12 protein-coding genes, 2 tRNA genes, 3 rRNA genes and 1 other RNA gene are annotated in these 18,059 nt (G+C 48.6%); all 18 read right to left on the bottom strand.

The features are described 5' to 3' along the window. Positions 1 to 65 precede the first annotated feature (65 nt). The 18 genes from JNUCC31_RS15330 to pyrG all read right to left on the bottom strand — a co-directional run bounded on the left by JNUCC31_RS15330 (position 66) and on the right by pyrG (position 17,884). Positions 66 to 2,990 (bottom strand): 23S ribosomal RNA (locus JNUCC31_RS15330). A 202-nt stretch (positions 2,991 to 3,192) separates the two neighbouring features. Continuing rightward, positions 3,193 to 3,268: transfer RNA gene (locus tag JNUCC31_RS15325), tRNA-Ala, on the bottom strand. Between the two features lie 22 nt (positions 3,269 to 3,290). After that, positions 3,291 to 3,367: transfer RNA gene (locus JNUCC31_RS15320), tRNA-Ile, on the bottom strand. Positions 3,368 to 3,403: 36 nt separating this feature from the next. Continuing rightward, positions 3,404 to 3,520, bottom strand: a 5S ribosomal RNA gene (gene rrf / locus JNUCC31_RS15315). Positions 3,521 to 3,625: 105 nt separating this feature from the next. Further along, a 16S ribosomal RNA gene (locus JNUCC31_RS15310) occupies positions 3,626 to 5,177 on the bottom strand. The 16S, 23S and 5S rRNA genes sit together here with 2 tRNA genes alongside, the layout of an rRNA operon. 362 nt (positions 5,178 to 5,539) lie before the next feature. Then, positions 5,540 to 5,809: a pro-sigmaK processing inhibitor BofA family protein gene (locus JNUCC31_RS15305; RefSeq protein ID WP_192272349.1), complete on the bottom strand. Its 270-nt coding sequence runs from the start codon at positions 5,807 to 5,809 to the stop codon at positions 5,540 to 5,542. 41 nt (positions 5,810 to 5,850) lie between these two features. After that, positions 5,851 to 6,126 (bottom strand): DUF2508 family protein, encoded by a 276-nt coding sequence (locus JNUCC31_RS15300; RefSeq protein ID WP_228469668.1) that lies wholly within the window; start codon positions 6,124 to 6,126, stop codon positions 5,851 to 5,853. A 208-nt stretch (positions 6,127 to 6,334) separates the two neighbouring features. Next, positions 6,335 to 6,934 (bottom strand): recombination mediator RecR, encoded by a 600-nt coding sequence (recR, locus tag JNUCC31_RS15295; protein WP_062329683.1) that lies wholly within the window; start codon positions 6,932 to 6,934, stop codon positions 6,335 to 6,337. 35 nt (positions 6,935 to 6,969) lie between these two features. Continuing rightward, a complete protein-coding gene (locus JNUCC31_RS15290) occupies positions 6,970 to 7,281 on the bottom strand; it encodes a YbaB/EbfC family nucleoid-associated protein (protein WP_024628773.1) in 312 nt (103 codons plus the stop codon). 48 nt (positions 7,282 to 7,329) lie between these two features. Next, positions 7,330 to 9,090, bottom strand: coding sequence for a DNA polymerase III subunit gamma/tau (gene dnaX / locus JNUCC31_RS15285; protein ID WP_192272347.1), 1,761 nt, complete (start codon positions 9,088 to 9,090; stop codon positions 7,330 to 7,332). Between the two features lie 174 nt (positions 9,091 to 9,264). Next, an RNA gene (gene ffs, locus JNUCC31_RS15280) (signal recognition particle sRNA large type) lies at positions 9,265 to 9,532 on the bottom strand. A gap of 152 nt (positions 9,533 to 9,684) precedes the next feature. Beyond that, a complete protein-coding gene (rpmE, locus tag JNUCC31_RS15275) occupies positions 9,685 to 9,882 on the bottom strand; it encodes a 50S ribosomal protein L31 (protein WP_062329678.1) in 198 nt (65 codons plus the stop codon). A 103-nt stretch (positions 9,883 to 9,985) separates the two neighbouring features. After that, the gene (locus tag JNUCC31_RS15270; RefSeq protein ID WP_192272345.1) at positions 9,986 to 11,260 is read right to left on the bottom strand and encodes a radical SAM family protein; all 1,275 of its coding nucleotides are present in this window, start codon (positions 11,258 to 11,260) and stop codon (positions 9,986 to 9,988) included. Positions 11,261 to 11,357: 97 nt separating this feature from the next. Continuing rightward, positions 11,358 to 12,683 (bottom strand): transcription termination factor Rho, encoded by a 1,326-nt coding sequence (gene rho, locus JNUCC31_RS15265; protein ID WP_192272343.1) that lies wholly within the window; start codon positions 12,681 to 12,683, stop codon positions 11,358 to 11,360. A 468-nt stretch (positions 12,684 to 13,151) separates the two neighbouring features. After that, positions 13,152 to 14,405, bottom strand: coding sequence for a UDP-N-acetylglucosamine 1-carboxyvinyltransferase (gene murA / locus JNUCC31_RS15260; RefSeq protein WP_063567653.1), 1,254 nt, complete (start codon positions 14,403 to 14,405; stop codon positions 13,152 to 13,154). Between the two features lie 149 nt (positions 14,406 to 14,554). Continuing rightward, a complete protein-coding gene (gene fba, locus JNUCC31_RS15255) occupies positions 14,555 to 15,409 on the bottom strand; it encodes a class II fructose-1,6-bisphosphate aldolase (RefSeq protein ID WP_024628780.1) in 855 nt (284 codons plus the stop codon). A 260-nt stretch (positions 15,410 to 15,669) separates the two neighbouring features. After that, complete coding sequence (locus JNUCC31_RS15250) at positions 15,670 to 15,999, bottom strand: response regulator (RefSeq protein WP_192273035.1); 330 nt, start codon at positions 15,997 to 15,999, stop codon at positions 15,670 to 15,672. A gap of 280 nt (positions 16,000 to 16,279) precedes the next feature. Further along, positions 16,280 to 17,884, bottom strand: a complete 1,605-nt coding sequence (pyrG, locus tag JNUCC31_RS15245; RefSeq protein WP_192272342.1) for a CTP synthase — start codon at positions 17,882 to 17,884, stop codon at positions 16,280 to 16,282. Between the last annotated feature and the right edge of the window lie 175 nt (positions 17,885 to 18,059).

Raw genomic sequence — 18,059 nt, 5'->3', positions numbered from 1 at the left:
ATGCTTACAAGGATTGCTCCCTGAAAACTAGATCCGAAACGAAACCTGCGATTACAACCTGCAACTTGGATAAGCCCTCGACCGATTAGTACTGGTCAGCTCCATGCATTGCTGCACTTCCACCCCCAGCCTATCTACCTCGTCGTCTTCAAGGGGTCTTACATACTGGGAAATCTCATCTTGAGGGGGGCTTCACGCTTAGATGCTTTCAGCGCTTATCCCTTCCGTACATAGCTACCCAGCGGTGCTCCTGGCGGAACAACTGGTACACCAGCGGTACGTCCATCCCGGTCCTCTCGTACTAAGGACAGCTCCTCTCAAATTTCCTACGCCCACGACAGATAGGGACCGAACTGTCTCACGACGTTCTGAACCCAGCTCGCGTACCGCTTTAATGGGCGAACAGCCCAACCCTTGGGACCTACTTCAGCCCCAGGATGCGATGAGCCGACATCGAGGTGCCAAACCTCCCCGTCGATGTGGACTCTTGGGGGAGATAAGCCTGTTATCCCCAGGGTAGCTTTTATCCGTTGAGCGATGGCCCTTCCATGCGGTACCACCGGATCACTAAGCCCGACTTTCGTCCCTGCTCGACTTGTAGGTCTCGCAGTCAAGCTCCCTTATGCCTTTGCACTCTTCGAATGATTTCCAACCATTCTGAGGGAACCTTTGGGCGCCTCCGTTACTCTTTAGGAGGCGACCGCCCCAGTCAAACTGCCCACCTGACACTGTCCCCGCACCGGATTACGGTACCAGGTTAGAACCTAGATACGATCAGGGTGGTATCCCAACGGTGCCTCCACGCAAGCTGGCGCTCACGCTTCAAAGGCTCCCACCTATCCTGTACAGATCGTACCCAAATTCAATATCAAGCTGCAGTAAAGCTCCATGGGGTCTTTCCGTCTTGTCGCGGGTAACCTGCATCTTCACAGGTATTAAAATTTCACCGGATCTCTCGTTGAGACAGCGCCCAAGTCGTTACGCCATTCGTGCGGGTCAGAATTTACCTGACAAGGAATTTCGCTACCTTAGGACCGTTATAGTTACGGCCGCCGTTTACTGGGGCTTCGGTTCACAGCTTCGGATTGCTCCTAACCGCTCCCCTTAACCTTCCAGCACCGGGCAGGCGTCAGCCCGTATACTTCGCCTTACGGCTTCGCACAGACCTGTGTTTTTGCTAAACAGTCGCTTGGGCCTTTTCACTGCGGCCCCCTCGTGCTATTCACACTACCGGGGCACCCCTTCTCCCGAAGTTACGGGGTCATTTTGCCGAGTTCCTTAACGAGAGTTCTTCCGCGCGCCTTAGAATTCTCTTCTCGCCTACCTGTGTCGGTTTGCGGTACGGGCACCATCACCTGGCTAGAGGCTTTTCTTGGCAGTGTGAGATCATGACCTTCGCTACTATAATTTTCGCTCCCCATCACAGTCCAGCCTTACGATGTGCGGATTTGCCTACACATCAGCCTCACTGCTTAGACGGACATCCATCAGTCCGCGTCACTACCCTGCTGCGTCCCCCCATTGCTCATAACGGCTTACGGTGGTACAGGAATTTCGACCTGTTGTCCTTCGACTACGCCTTTCGGCCTCGCCTTAGGTCCCGACTTACCCTGAGCGGACGAGCCTTCCTCAGGAACCCTTAGGCTTTCGGCGGATCAGATTCTCACTGATCTTTTCGTTACTCATACCGGCATTCTCACTTGTATAATGTCCAGCGCTCCTTACGGTACACCTTCAACCCTTATACAACGCTCCCCTACCCCTGATGCAAGCATCAAGCCATAGCTTCGGTGGTGTGTTTAGCCCCGTTACATTTTCGGCGCAGAGTCACTCGACCAGTGAGCTATTACGCACTCTTTCAATGGTGGCTGCTTCTAAGCCAACATCCTGGTTGTCTGTGCAACTCCACATCCTTTCCCACTTAACACACACTTGGGGACCTTAGCTGATGGTCTGGGCTGTTTCCCTTTTGACAATGGATCTTAGCACTCACTGTCTGACTCCCGGAAGTAAGTCTATGGCATTCGGAGTTTGACTGAGCTTGGTAACCCTTGCGGGCCCCGCACCCAATCAGTGCTCTACCTCCACGACTCTGTTTTCCGAGGCTAGCCCTAAAGCTATTTCGGGGAGAACCAGCTATCTCCGAGTTCGATTGGAATTTCTCCGCTACCCCCACCTCATCCCCGCACTTTTCAACGTGCGTGGGTTCGGGCCTCCAGTGCGTGTTACCGCACCTTCACCCTGGACAGGGGTAGATCACCCGGTTTCGGGTCTACGTCCACGTACTATGTCGCCCTATTCAGACTCGCTTTCGCTGCGGCTCCGGCTCTTCACCTTAACCTTGCACGGGAACGTAACTCGCCGGTTCATTCTACAAAAGGCACGCCATCACCCCTAAAACGGGCTCTGACTTTTTGTAAGCACACGGTTTCAGGTTCTATTTCACTCCCCTTCCGGGGTGCTTTTCACCTTTCCCTCACGGTACTGCTTCACTATCGGTCGCTAGGAAGTATTTAGCCTTGGCAGATGGTCCTGCCGGATTCATACGGGGTTTCACGTGCCCCGCACTACTCGGGATCCGTCTCGGAGAGAGCAGACTTTCAATTACAGGGCTTTTACCTTCTTTGGCGGGCCTTTCCAGACCTCTTCGTTTAACCGGCTCCTTTGTAACTCCATGTGAGACGTCCCACAACCCCAGAGAGCAAGCTCTCTGGTTTGGGCTTCTCCGCGTTCGCTCGCCGCTACTGACGGAATCACTATTGTTTTCTCTTCCTCAGGGTACTTAGATGTTTCAGTTCCCCTGGTATGCCTCACACTAACCTATGTATTCAGTTAGGTGTAACTGGAAATTACCCCAGCTGGGTTTCCCCATTCGGACACCCCCGGATCAAAGCTTGCTTACAGCTCCCCGAGGCAGTTTCGTTGTTCGCCACGTCCTTCATCGGCTCCTAGCGCCTAGGCATCCTCCGTGTGCTCTTAGTAGCTTAACCATAATTGCTCCGGTTTCGACTGTTCGCTTCCCTTGTTTTGCTTACGCAAAGCCAAAAGTCGCTCTCATTCGATACCATCGCAATGCAGTCTTCACTATTTATTGAAACTTGTTTAACACAAGTTCAGCTAAAAAGGAATGTTCTAATTCGCATTTTTCGTTTCGATATCTAGTTTTCAAAGAACAAGCTTGTAAAATCTTGTTGGTGGAGCCAAGCGGGATCGAACCGCTGACCTCCTGCTTGCAAGGCAGGCGCTCTCCCAGCTGAGCTATGGCCCCATATTAGATTTTAAGGTATACATGGTGGGCCCTGGTGGACTCGAACCACCGGCCTCACCCTTATCAGAGGTGCGCTCTAACCAACTGAGCTAAGGGCCCACATTATATATCATATTGAAACCCATAAGGGTTTACGCTTGGCGGCGTTCTACTCTCCCAGGACCCTGCGGTCCAAGTACCATCGACGCTGAAGGGCTTAACGGTCGTGTTCGGGATGGGAACGTGTGGAACCCCTTCGCTATCGCCACCAAACGTTTGAGAGTTTGAGCTCTCAAAACTGAGCAACGAGTGAGTAACTAGCCGACCTGGCTAGATTTTGTATTTGAATGTTTCCACGCGGGAAACGATTCTCCATAGAAAGGAGGTGATCCAGCCGCACCTTCCGATACGGCTACCTTGTTACGACTTCACCCCAATCATCTATCCCACCTTCGGCGGCTGGCTCCTTGCGGTTACCCCACCGACTTCGGGTGTTATAAACTCTCGTGGTGTGACGGGCGGTGTGTACAAGACCCGGGAACGTATTCACCGCGGCATGCTGATCCGCGATTACTAGCAATTCCGACTTCATGCAGGCGAGTTGCAGCCTGCAATCCGAACTGAGACCGGCTTTTTAGGATTCGTTCCACCTCGCGGCTTCACAGCCCGTTGTACCGGCCATTGTAGTACGTGTGTAGCCCAGGTCATAAGGGGCATGATGATTTGACGTCATCCCCACCTTCCTCCGGTTTGTCACCGGCAGTCACCTTAGAGTGCCCATCCGAAATGCTGGCAACTAAGATCAAGGGTTGCGCTCGTTGCGGGACTTAACCCAACATCTCACGACACGAGCTGACGACAACCATGCACCACCTGTCTCCTCTGTCCCGAAGGAAAGGTACATCTCTGTACCGGTCAGAGGGATGTCAAGACCTGGTAAGGTTCTTCGCGTTGCTTCGAATTAAACCACATACTCCACTGCTTGTGCGGGTCCCCGTCAATTCCTTTGAGTTTCAGTCTTGCGACCGTACTCCCCAGGCGGAGTGCTTAATGTGTTAACTTCGGCACCAAGGGTATCGAAACCCCTAACACCTAGCACTCATCGTTTACGGCGTGGACTACCAGGGTATCTAATCCTGTTTGCTCCCCACGCTTTCGCGCCTCAGCGTCAGTTACAGCCCAGAGAGTCGCCTTCGCCACTGGTGTTCCTCCACATATCTACGCATTTCACCGCTACACGTGGAATTCCACTCTCCTCTTCTGCACTCAAGTCACCCAGTTTCCAGTGCGATCCGGGGTTGAGCCCCGGGATTAAACACCAGACTTAAATGACCGCCTGCGCGCGCTTTACGCCCAATAATTCCGGACAACGCTTGCCCCCTACGTATTACCGCGGCTGCTGGCACGTAGTTAGCCGGGGCTTTCTTCTCAGGTACCGTCACCTTGAGAGCAGTTACTCTCCCAAGCGTTCTTCCCTGGCAACAGAGCTTTACGATCCGAAAACCTTCATCACTCACGCGGCATTGCTCCGTCAGGCTTTCGCCCATTGCGGAAGATTCCCTACTGCTGCCTCCCGTAGGAGTCTGGGCCGTGTCTCAGTCCCAGTGTGGCCGATCACCCTCTCAGGTCGGCTACGCATCGTCGCCTTGGTGAGCCGTTACCCCACCAACTAGCTAATGCGCCGCAGGCCCATCCCCAAGTGACAGATTGCTCCGTCTTTCCAGTTCTCTTCAGGCGAAGAAAACAACTATTCGGTATTAGCTACCGTTTCCGGTAGTTGTCCCAAACTTGAGGGCAGGTTGCCTACGTGTTACTCACCCGTCCGCCGCTAACCATCTGAGAAGCAAGCTTCTCATCAAGTCCGCTCGACTTGCATGTATTAGGCATGCCGCCAGCGTTCGTCCTGAGCCAGGATCAAACTCTCCAATAAAGTATTGAAAAGAGCGATTAGCTCATTTTGAATCTGACGAGATTAAAATCTCATTTATGCTTCGAAATCACACCGTCCGAAGACGTGTACCGATTTCTCAGCGTCGATCTTGCAAGCAAGATCGTTACTCACTCGTTGTTCAGTTTTCAAAGATCAAACTCGATAATTTTCTCGCTTTTTCGTCGCCATTTTCTCTCAGCGGCGACTTTTATAATATACCATACTTCGTTTGTTTCAGTCAAGCTTTTTTTGAAATTCTTTTTTTCAAGTTCTTATCGAACCCGTTCATTTCTTCAAAAGCATTTAACCAAGCAAGCAAAGCAACGAGATATAATGTACCATATAAACATCCAGAGAGTCAACTACCCAAACAAAGAAATTTTTAGCCCCAACAATAATCCAACGCCCGGTAATCCTAGTATGCTCACAGTACCTATCGTAGCAGGGTTCAATGGAATGTAAGTTCCAGTAATCCAACCTGAATAATTAACGACATATATCCCCACCGCAGCCAATACCAGATGAATCCCGAATGATGTAAAGAAGGATAATCCCACCCGTTTTCTAAAAAGAATGATAATTAACCCCAGTAACGATACCACCAGCACACTGCCTAATATAAGACTTTTCATATTCTACACCCCCATATTTGAATGTCACACCCACACCTTCGCTACACCCCCATTCCCCGATCGCCCATAACTGTACTTTTAACCCCCACACGCTTAGCACGCCTCAAATGAATCTGATATTTGCGCTCTGCGGCCTCCAACACATAGATCGCATAATCGATCTCATCCTCCCCCTGTGCCTCTTCAAACTGCCTGACAGCTCTTTCCCACTCCGCCTTGGCTTTTTGAATATCCGAATAGATCTGTTCCTCCTCCTGCTCCTTCAGCATCCTCTCCCGCTTCTCCATCGAGCTTCTTACATTTCGCCATATAAACATAAGTTCTCTCCCTCCTGATCAGCACAACATATTCTCATACATATCAAGGAAGGGACAAACTTAGAACTGAGCCATGTATAATATTTAAGAAATAGTTACAATAAAAAAGAGAGCCCTAGGGCTCTCCATATAAAATAAGTCTAACTCATTTAATTTTAAAAATAGATCAATTTATGCGCTCATTCTCTGAGAGGTACAGGCACATCTGTTACCTCATTTCCCTGCGCCCTTCCAGCGCCTTGGAAAGAGTCACTTCATCTGCATACTCCAGATCGCCCCCTACAGGCAATCCATGGGCAATCCGAGTTACCGAAATCTCAAATGGACGAACCAGACGAGAGATATACATCGCCGTGGCCTCCCCTTCAATATTCGGGTTAGTTGCCAGAATCAGTTCCTTAACCCGTTCGTCGCTTAATCGGGTCAAAAGTTCCTTCAGACGGATATCGTCCGGACCTATTCCTTCCATAGGAGAGATCGCACCCTGCAGCACATGATAGTATCCGTCAAATTCCTTGGTACGCTCCATAGCCACCAAGTCTTTGGAGTCCTGGACTACACAGATTACCGAAACATCCCGGGACTTATCCTGACAGATCCGGCACGGGTCAGTGTCCGTAATATTACAACATACCGAACAGTAATGAAGATTCCGCTTCACACTGACGAGCGCTTTGGCAAAATCAATAACGTCATCTTCCTTCATGTTAAGCACATGAAAAGCTAGTCGCGCCGCAGTCTTGGGGCCAACACCCGGCAAACGGGTAAAGGCGTCAATAAGCTTTGCTATCGGTTCGGGATAATACAATCGATTGCGTCTCCTTTGATAGGATCAATTTAAAATTAAAATAATCCCGGAATTTTCATACCGCCTGTGAATTTACCCATATCCTGGTTCGCAATTTCATCAGCTTTGGTCATTGCGTCATTGACAGCTGTCATAACGAGATCCTGCAGCATTTCAACGTCTTCAGGGTCAACCGCTTCCGGTTTGATCGTAATAGCCAGCAATTTCTTGTGTCCGTTAACTTCGGCAGTTACAACACCGCCACCAGAAGTACCTTGGACTGTTTTGTCCGCCAGTTCCTCCTGCGCTTTCAGCATTTGCTCCTGCATTTTCTTCACTTGTTTCATCATTTGGTTCATGTTGTTCATGATTGTTCATCTCCTTTGTTATAGTTATCGCGCCAGGCGCCTGTACATCTATTCTTTGATCACTACAAGGTCCTCACCAAAGAGTTGGATCGCTTCATCAATCCAAGGCTGCTTATCGCCTGAACCGCCGTCTTCATGCTCAGGTTCAAGCTTAAAGTCCTCCTTTGGCGTTTCAGTAGCTCCATCCATCGCTCCAGTCCAATCCTTGAGCATCATCGTCACCAAACGAGCTGGGCGCCCAAGCTGTTCGGACAACACCCGTTCGATCACTTCACGGTTAGCCTGCTTTTCTGTAGTTTCGCGGTGAATATTGTTCTTAAACGCCACTAGAACATTGTCTTCCAGCAATGAAACCGGCTCACCGTCCATAAACCAGGCGTGAACAGTCACTTTTTCTTCTTTTACACGTTGCAAAATCTGGCTCCATTTTTTGCTGACCTCTACGAACTCAGGAGATCCCTTATGCGCAACATATTGATCAAGCTGTGCAGGAATTTTCGCTGGCGAATTCCCCCTTGACACGGGCGCTCTCGTTGCCGGACGTGAAGGTGCATTTGGTGCAGCCTCTCCTCCAGACAAACCACTCTTAAGCGCACGATCCAGCTTCTTCTCCAACTCGGCAAGCTGCTGCTTCAAGCGATGGATCTCCCCACCGTCAACTTGCGTTGATTCGGCTGAAGGTGCGCCCGCTGAAGCCGCCACCTGACCCGCCGCCGCTCCTTGTGCCGGAATGCTGCATAGTTTAAGAAGAGCTACTTCAAACAATGTCTGTGGCTGTACGGCATACTTCATTTCACTCTGGTACCGATTAAGTGTATCAATCATCTGGAACAGCTGTTCTTTGGTGAATGATTCCGCCATATCACGGAACGATTCGGGATTAAGTACCCGATCCGTCAGTTTATCTGCATTCGGCACCATCTTAATCATAAGCAAGTCACGGAAATAATAAAGCAAATTCTCCATGCACTTGTCCGCGCTTTTTCCTTCATGCATGAACCCTTCGATCATTTGCAAAATATGGCCTACATCCCCCTTGAGCAGGGATGCAGCCAGCTTAGCAAACTGTTCGGAAGGAATGCCTCCGGTCATATCCATAACCTGCTGATAGGTTACTCTCCCATCCGTAAAAGAAGAGATCTGATCCAGGACACTAAGTGCGTCCCTCATTCCCCCATCAGACAGACGAGCAATATACTGGAGCGCGTCCTGATCCGCTTCCATGCCTTCCTGTTCACAAATCAGCCTAAGCCGTGCTGTCTGCTCTTCCAGGGATACCCGACGAAAATCAAATCGCTGACAGCGGGAAATAATCGTCGCCGGAAGGCGATGGGGCTCTGTTGTTGCCAAAATAAACATGACGTGTGGCGGAGGCTCTTCCAATGTTTTAAGCAAAGCATTGAACGCCTCTGTCGTCAGCATGTGCACTTCATCAATAATATAGACTTTCTGCCGGACTTCGGTTGGGGCGTATTTCACCTTTTCCCGAAGATCACGGATTTCTTCAACGCCCCGGTTGGATGCCGCATCAATCTCCTGCACATCCATCACAGCGCCCGTCGTAATCCTGCGGCAAGCTTCACACTCGTTACAAGGCTCAGGCGCAGGCCCGCGTTCGCAGTTCACAGCTTTGGCCAAAATCTTGGCGGCACTCGTCTTCCCTGTTCCTCTGGGCCCGCTAAACAAATAGGCATGGGAAGTTCGCTGTTCACGAATCGCGTTCTGCAAGGTCTGAATAATATGCTGTTGTCCCACCATATCTTGAAACGACTGGGGACGCCAAGCCCGGTATAACGCGATATGCTCCATGATGCGTTACCTTCCTTCCACTTCGCATTCGAGTCCTTTGTCGTTCCCCCATTATACTATATTCCGGAGTGAATCCAAACTTTATCTGACTCATTCATGCATGGTTTTTTAAGACATATCAAAAAGACCTCTGCATACGTACAACTGCAAAGGTCTCTACATTTAAATGGTAAGCCGTGCACCTGCTATCGATAATTGCGATCCAAGCGGCACCCCTTAACAACAGCTCGGGCTAGGCAACCCTCCGGCACAAGAGTGATCTCACTTATGGCTGCTTCCTTCCGGACCTGACCAGGTTCATGAGTACTCATTGCGGAGGACCCAACCGTCAACACCACGTTAAGGGACCAAACCTCACATCGACAAAACCTCTAGCAGGAATTCAACCTCGCTGTAGCGGATTGCGAGTTACAGGGCACCGCTACCTCCCCATCTAGCACGGTAAGAAATAGTATAACGTAAGGTAGTCCAAAATGCAACCAGGGGGAATTTGGATGTATATTAACTCGCATAAAAACATATAAAAAAACCTCTGCCTGAACGGCAGAGGTGGTTTGGATGCAATTAGCAGACAATCCCCTGAGGATTGCTGAATTAGATTCCGTATTTTTTCTTGAAACGATCAACACGGCCGCCAGCATCGATAAACTTCTGTTTACCAGTGAAGAACGGGTGGCACGCGGAGCAAATCTCTACACGAAGTCCGTCTTTAACCGAACCAGTTTCAAAAGTATTCCCGCAAGCGCAAGATACTTGACCAATCGTGTAATTAGGATGAATTGCTGCTTTCATTACCTTTCACCTCTTTCCGCCCTGAGCCTCAAGCGGACCCAGAGTAAATGGCACAACATCGAAGATTATAACACGGCCTAATGCCGGTTGCAATCCATTATTATCAAGAGGTGATCAGGCGTTTGGGACGTGCCATCCCAGCTGGGGGAACATGCGTATAGGAGCCGATAACGACATCAGGCAGCTCTTCCTCAAAGATCTCAATCATTTGCTTCATACCCAAAATATCACCTTGAGCTGGAGGAATCAATTCCAGATAGCTCTCCGGGTCTATATTGAGATTACGCATTTGAATAAGACGCAGATCGGTTCTGCGAGCAAACTCAATCATCGCTTCAATCTCTTCCTCGCGATCCGTCACTCCCGGGAAGATCAAATAGTTGATCGACGTATACACACCCTGGGAAGCAGCGTATTTCATCGATTTTTCTACATTGGCCAGTGTATATCCACGAGGTTTGTAGTATGCATTATAGTGGTCATCCAGTGCACTGATTGTACTTACACGCATTAGATCGAGCCCCGCATCAACAATACCTCTCATATGATCATTCAAACCGGCATTGGTGTTAATGTTGATATACCCCATGTCTGTTATGGAACGAACTTCACGAATGGCTTCAATAATCAGTTTGGCCTGCGTGGAAGGCTCTCCTTCACATCCCTGACCAAAGCTGATGATCGATTCCGGTGTCTTCAGGTGCTCCAGCATCACTTCAACGATCTCGTCTACACGCGGACGGAAATTCATCCGGGTCTGCGGGGACACAAAGCCGCTATCATCCGGTTGCTCGGAAATACATCCGAAACAGCCTGCATTACAAGAATAGGATACCGGTACCCCGCCTTCCCAACGATTCAGGAAGGTATTGGATGAAGTCAGGCATTCATACCCGAGCGCACAATTGGACAGATGGGTATAGAGACGATTTTCGGGATATTTTTTCGTCAAACGTTTAACCCCTGCGCGCACGTCATCCCGATCACAGTTTAACGGATTCCATTGATCTGGATGATCAGACATCCGGGCAGTGACGTAGAACTGACCATCTTTCCACACGACCGCCGAGTAGCCAAACAAAGGCAGTTTATACTCCTTATCGGTCTTCACATAGCCCGGCAGGCACAACCGTGTGAAACCTTGCGGAAGCAAAGCTCCAACAGCTTGTGTGTCGCTAGGCATCGGCAGCATTTCCCCTGTATCGGGGTCCATACCAATGGGACGGGTACTTGGCAGGCCAACCAGCGTTGCACCTTCCGGCAGAGGAATCAGCTCATCCTCCATAATCTCAACGATCATATCACCACTGCGTGCAAGTCCGTACAGGGATGGGTGGTCAAATACATTACCTTTTTCATCTGCGTATACTAAATACATGATGTTCTCCTCACATTTAATGGGTTAAACCTAACGACGAGTTTATTGTAAATCCAGCAGAAGCGCTGCGTAAATGGTTGAAACGTTCGATTGATCCCTAAGTTGTTGTTGCTGAAGTAGCCGTCTGTCTTGGAGAGCGTCGGGTTGTTGTTGTCCCCGAATTGCTTGTCTGGCCATTGCCAGCCGTATCAAACGCCGCCAAAAACTCCGCATTTGTTTTGCTATTACGCAATTTCTTCAGGAATCCTTCGACAAAGTCATGCGAATCATTCATATTTTTACGGATAGCCCAGATCGTATCGAGCTCTTCCTTGCTCAGCAACACTTCTTCACGGCGTGTACCGGAACGACGAATATCGATAGCCGGGAAAATACGACGCTCTGCCAGCTTGCGATCCAGATGAAGCTCCATATTGCCCGTACCTTTAAATTCTTCATAAATGATATCATCCATACGTGATCCCGTATCAATTAACGCTGTGGCCAGGATGGTCAGGCTTCCGCCTTCTTCCACGTTCCGGGCAGAACCGAAGAAACGTTTCGGACGATGGAACGCAGCCGGATCAATACCACCACTAAGCGTACGTCCAGATGGGGGAATAACCAGGTTATACGCACGGGCGAGACGCGTAATGCTATCCAGCAGAATTACGACATCCTTTTTGGCTTCAACCAGACGAAGCGCACGTTCAAGCACTAATTCCGCAACCTTGATATGGTTCTCTGGCAGCTCATCAAACGTGGAAGCCACAACTTCCCCTTTAACCGAACGCGACATATCCGTTACTTCCTCTGGACGTTCATCAATCAACAGGACAAATAGTTCAATTTCTGGGTTGTTGGTTGAGATGCTGTTGGCAATTTCTTTGAGGAGAAGTGTTTTACCCGCTTTGGGAGGTGCTACGATCAATCCGCGCTGTCCCAGTCCTACCGGGGCGAGCACATCCATAATGCGTGTGGACAAATGGTTGGGGGATGTTTCGAGAACCAGTTTCTTCTGCGGGTACAATGGGGTTAATGCCGGGAAGTGAAGTCGTTCCGCAGCCGCTGATGGATTCTCACCATTTACAGCGTTGACTTGCAGCAAACCGAAGTATCGCTCGTTTTCTTTGGGTGTTCTACACTTGCCTGATACGAGGTCCCCTGTTCGAAGATCGAACTTGCGAATCTGCGAGGCTGAGATGTAGATATCTTCCGTACTGGGCAGGTAATTGATCGGGCGAAGAAATCCGTAACCTTCAGGTAAAATTTCGAGCACACCCTGCATGAACATCAATCCGCTCTGTTCAGCCTGTGCACGTAGTATGGCGAAGATTAGTTCTTTCTTTTTTAATGTACCGTAGTAGGGAATTTGATATTTTTTAGCCAGTTTGTAGAGGTCTGTTAGTTTCATTTCTTCCAAATCGGAAATTTGTAGATCCATATAATAACCACCTATTCAATTAATAAGTCCGTGAAATGGATAGTTTCGCTTGATGTTCCGGCTATAAGAGCAGCATCGTTCTGCACTTCTCTTCTGTCCATTGTACGGAATGTAACCGTTATAATGCAAATACTTGTCTTTGAGTGTAAGTTTCCGGGCGGGATGGCCAGTTTTCGGCAAGATCCGCTAGTGAGTGAACACAAATTCATGAGGCGTTCGATCCGGGCAGACCGGCTATGGAGCGCAGTTCAAACAAAACCGGGGGTTGGGGAAAAGGAAATGATGTTCTTACAGCCATATGATGTCTGACTCAAAAAAAGACCCTCCGGTAAAGGAAAAAGGAACATTTCGTCTTATCCCGGAGAGATTGAGAACTCTATTAAAACAGGTTTGCCCAATTACTGAAAGGATATGCATTCTGTCAAAATAATCACTTTAATACTGCGGAATTCGTCATACATTACAGCATTAATCGGTTTCTCGCCACACATCTGCACCTAGCAGTCGCAGATTGGTTACTAGATGATCGTACCCGCGATCGATAAACTCCACGCCTGTCACTTCGGTCACACCTTCACTAACGGTGAGACCTGCGATCACCAGCGCCGCACCGGCGCGAAGATCGGATGCTTTTACTTTAGCCGCATTCAATGCACTGCCTTCAATAATAGCTGAACGTCCTTCCACACGGATTTTCGCCCCCATGCGTACCAGTTCAGGAACGTGCTTGAATCGGTTGCTATATACAAAGTCGCTCAGGACACTCACACCCGTTGCCTGTGTCAACACACTGGTCATCGGGGACTGCAAATCGGTTGGAAAGCCGGGATATACGAGTGCCTTCACATCTACATGATTATAGCTTGGTTTGCCAATGACACGAATACTTTCGTCCAGCTCTTCAATGCCCACGCCCATCTCCAGCAGCTTTGCAGTCAAAGCCTCCAGATGTTTGGGAATCACATTGTCAATCAGAACGTCGCCGCGCGTTGCAGCCGCAGCAATCATATAGGTTCCAGCTTGTATACGGTCCGGAATGATAGAATGACGGCAACCTTTAAGCTCCGACACACCTTCAATACGGATTGTTTCGGTACCGGCACCCTTGATGCTGGCACCCATGGAATTCAATAGTGTTGCTACATCTATAATCTCAGGCTCTTTAGCCGCGTTTTCGATAATTGTAGAGCCTTTGGCACGAGTAGCCGCCAGCATGATGTTAATGGTTGCACCTACACTGCTTACGTCCAGATAAATCTTTGCTCCGCGCAGCTCTTTGGCATGCAAATGAATGGAGCCATGTTCGTTCGTTACGGTTGCGCCAAGCGCTTCAAACCCTTTGATATGTTGATCAATTGGACGAGGCTCAAAGTTGCAGCCCCCGGGTAAACCAATGGTTGCTTCTTTAAAACGCCCAAGCAGTGCTCCCATCATATAATACGAAGCACGGAGCTTCTTCACGGGACCGTTCGGCATGGGAATGGATTTAATATCGGAAGGATCAATCTTCATCTGACTGCCTTCCCAGTGTACACGAGCTCCGAGTTCCTCCAAAATTTCTGCATAAACCGCCACGTCACTCAAAAGCGGCAGGTTGTCCAGCACGACTTCTGACTCGGCAAGCAATGCTGCAGGAATAAGTGCGATGGCGCTGTTCTTGGCGCCGCTTATAGTTACAGTTCCCTGTAACGGACGTCCGCCACTAATCATTAATTTTTCCATAAAGCTTAATGTCCCCCTACGTGTTTTGCAGCCGGTTAACGGCGATACGTGCTGTTGGCTTTCAATGTAGAAATAAGGCGTGAAAATGGAAAGACACCGGCTAGGCGGTGTTCTTTCCACTTACACAGTATGGAACTGGTAAAGACAAATTACGCTTTGTTGTTGGAACCAAATTCGCGAATTTTACCTTTAACGGTTTCTTTGATTGCATCACGGCCTGGTACGATGAATGTACGTGGATCGTAAGCATCTGGTTTAGCTGCAAGCACTTCGCGAACCACTTTGGAGAACGAAATTTGGTTCTCTGTGTTCACGTTGATTTTGGAAGTACCCAAGGAAATGGCTTTGTCGATATCATGTTTAGGGATACCTGTACCACCATGCAGTACCAGTGGAACGTTAACTGCATCGCGAACTTCTTCCATTTCTTTGAAGCCCAGGTTAGGCTCGCCATGGTAAGGACCGTGTACGGAACCCAGAGCAGGAGCCAATGTGTCGATACCTGTTTCTTTAACGATACGTACACACTCGTTCAGGTCAGCGTACATGATACCACCGATCACGTCGTCTTCTTGTCCACCTACAGTACCTACTTCGGCTTCTACAGAAACGCCTTTAGCGTGTGCATATTCAACAACTTTTTTAGTCATTTCGATATTTTCATCGATGGAGTGGTGGGAACCGTCGATCATTACGGATGTAAATCCAGCATCGATCGCTTCTTTACACTTATCAAAGCTGGAACCGTGGTCCAGGTGAATTGCAACTGGAACGGTGATTTTCATGTCGTGAATGAGTCCTTCTACCATTTTAACTACTGTGTAGAAACCGCTCATGTGACGTGCTGCGCCTTCGGATACGCCCAGGATTACTGGGGATTTCTCTTCTTCAGCAGCAGCAAGAATCGCTTGAGTCCACTCAAGGTTATTGATGTTGTATTGACCAACTGCATATTTTCCTTCGAGTGCTTTGTTCAACATGTCTGTCATAGATACTAATGGCATGGTTTCAATCCTCCTAGGGGTGTTGGGTTGTGTCTATGGTTTTTAGCCGAAATCACATACGGGCTTATTATACCACATCCCATGTCAAATACTAAACAAGCATTTGCAAAAATGCTGTGCTTTGCAGCACAGTTTTCATAGACACCGCATGATGACGTCCCCATTTCCAATATTCCCCGGAAGCCTAACCGCAATACCCTTTGTGTACACCAGTAGGATCCCGGAATCCCAAACGCAAAAAAATCCTGTATCGACAGGATTCAGCTGCACTTATTCTTCGCATCATCTCGAAGCTGCATATTGACTGCCACTCGCATCTCATCAATATCAAACGGTTTCGTGAAATGCATGAGCGCCCCAAGATCCGTAGCTTCCTTGATCATGTCCAGTTCTCCATAAGCCGTCATCATGATGACTTTGATATCCGGATCAATTTCCTTAATATGCTTAAGAATTTCCAGGCCATCCATCCCTGGAATCTTCATATCGAGCAGCACGAGATCTGGTTTGTCACTATTTACAATTTCCAAGGCGATTTTCCCATTAGCTGCTTGGAATGTGTTATATCCTTCACTGCTGAACACTTCCATTAACAGGATTCGAATACCATTCTGGTCATCAACAATCAACACTTTTTTTATTTTCCACTGAATAACCTCCTAGAATTAGGAAAGCATGTACGTCACCGAATCTGGATAACTATCCCATAGTCGTCATGATAAGTATTCTACCTCTCCCATTAAAATCCTGCTTTGATTCCAAAATGCCGGAAACCATTTTCGACAACTCTTATGTAATAAAAAAAAAAGGATGCCCCAGCAACTTTTCAGTCGCCAGGAACATCCAATGATCCAGTTTCAAGATTATTAATTATTTTTTAGCATTCTCCAGAGAAGCTTTCACAAATTCACGGAACAACGGCTGCGGACGGTTCGGACGTGAAGTGAATTCCGGGTGGAATTGAACTGCCAGGAACCATGGGTGTCCCGGAAGTTCCACGATTTCAACCAGACGGCCATCCGGGGATGTACCCGAGATAACCAGACCCGCTTTCTCAATCGCTTCACGGTATTCATTATTGAACTCGTACCGGTGACGATGTCTCTCATATACCAGTTCATCATCATAACAAGCCATCGCCAGAGAACCCTCTTGAAGTTTGCAAGGATACAGCCCCAGACGCATTGTACCACCCAGGTTTTCGATATCTTTTTGTTCAGGCAACAGATCGATGACCGGGAACTCCGTTGCGGGATTGATCTCGGAGCTGTTCGCCCCATTCAAACCAACGATGGAACGTGCATACTCGATAACCGAAACCTGCATACCCAGGCAAATACCGAAGAACGGAATTTGTTTCTCACGCGCATAACGAATCGCAGATACTTTACCTTCAATACCCCGATCACCAAATCCACCTGGTACGAGAATTCCGCCTACGCCGTGCAGCAGATCGCCCACATTCTCATCGGTGATATCTTCAGAGTGAATCCAGCGGATCTTCACATCGGCATTGGATGCAAATCCTGCATGAGACAAGGATTCAACAACACTCAAATAAGCATCATGCAAAGCTACATATTTACCTACAATGGCAATCTCCACTGTATGCTCCAGTTTGTTAATACGGTCAACCAGCCCTTCCCACTCGCTCATATCCGGTGCAGGAGTAGTCAGCTTCAGGTGGTTTACCACAATCTCATCCAAACCTTCCTCACGCAAGTTCAGAGGCACTTGGTACAATGTATCCGCATCGCGGCATTCAACCACGGCATTCTCATCAATATCACAGAAAAGTGCGATTTTGGCCTTCATGTCTTTGGACAGCTCATACTCTGTACGGCATACAATGACGTTTGGCTGAATTCCGATACTGCGCAATTCCTTCACACTGTGCTGAGTCGGTTTCGTTTTCACTTCACCGGCAGCCTTGATGTAAGGGATCAGTGTTACATGGATGTACATGACATTGTCACGACCTACATCACTCTTGATTTGACGAATCGCTTCCAGGAAAGGCAAGCTCTCAATGTCACCTACTGTACCGCCGATCTCTGTAATCACAACATCCGAACCCGCTTCACGTCCTGCGCGGAATACGCGCTCTTTGATCTCGTTCGTGATATGTGGAATCACTTGTACTGTTCCGCCCAGATATTCCCCGCGCCGCTCTTTACTGATGACGGAAGAGTATACTTTACCAGTCGTGACGTTGCTGTTTTTGGAGAGGTTGATGTCAATAAAACGTTCGTAGTGGCCAAGGTCAAGATCCGTTTCCGCGCCATCATCCGTTACAAATACCTCACCATGCTGATAAGGACTCATGGTTCCCGGGTCGATATTGATGTATGGATCAAATTTTTGAATGGTTACCTTCAACCCTCTGTTTTTCAGCAGCCTGCCCAACGAAGCAGCCGTAATCCCTTTGCCCAGGGAGGACACAACTCCGCCTGTCACGAAAATATACTTTGTCACTGTTATTACCCTCCTAATATAAGTACAGAAATTCAGGCGATATATGGTATTATCGTAACCCGTTTCCCAGGTAATCATCGTTAAAAAGAGCAATGGCAGAAATTCCCTGCATCTGCAAACTGCTCTTTCATGCGAAGACCGTGTGTAACAACGTTGTTCTACAGCGTAGAATGGT

Origin of the sequence: Paenibacillus sp. JNUCC-31, from assembly GCF_014844075.1 — a bacterium.
Classification (GTDB): Bacteria; Bacillota; Bacilli; order Paenibacillales; family Paenibacillaceae; genus Paenibacillus.
This window is presented reverse-complemented; position numbering and strand designations above follow the sequence as displayed.

Excerpts from the sequence above, each read along its gene's own strand:
- JNUCC31_RS15305 (WP_192272349.1), bottom strand. The coding sequence starts at position 5,809 with ATGAAAAGTCTTATATTAGGCAGTGTGCTGGTGGTATCGTTACTGGGG.
- JNUCC31_RS15300 (WP_228469668.1), bottom strand. The coding sequence starts at position 6,126 with ATGTTTATATGGCGAAATGTAAGAAGCTCGATGGAGAAGCGGGAGAGG.
- JNUCC31_RS15290 (WP_024628773.1), bottom strand. The coding sequence starts at position 7,281 with ATGAACAACATGAACCAAATGATGAAACAAGTGAAGAAAATGCAGGAG.
- dnaX (WP_192272347.1), bottom strand. The coding sequence starts at position 9,090 with ATGGAGCATATCGCGTTATACCGGGCTTGGCGTCCCCAGTCGTTTCAA.
- rpmE (WP_062329678.1), bottom strand. The coding sequence starts at position 9,882 with ATGAAAGCAGCAATTCATCCTAATTACACGATTGGTCAAGTATCTTGC.
- JNUCC31_RS15270 (WP_192272345.1), bottom strand. The coding sequence starts at position 11,260 with ATGTATTTAGTATACGCAGATGAAAAAGGTAATGTATTTGACCACCCA.
- rho (WP_192272343.1), bottom strand. The coding sequence starts at position 12,683 with ATGGATCTACAAATTTCCGATTTGGAAGAAATGAAACTAACAGACCTC.
- murA (WP_063567653.1), bottom strand. The coding sequence starts at position 14,405 with ATGGAAAAATTAATGATTAGTGGCGGACGTCCGTTACAGGGAACTGTA.
- fba (WP_024628780.1), bottom strand. The coding sequence starts at position 15,409 with ATGCCATTAGTATCTATGACAGACATGTTGAACAAAGCACTCGAAGGA.
- JNUCC31_RS15250 (WP_192273035.1), bottom strand. The coding sequence starts at position 15,999 with ATGGAAGTGTTCAGCAGTGAAGGATATAACACATTCCAAGCAGCTAAT.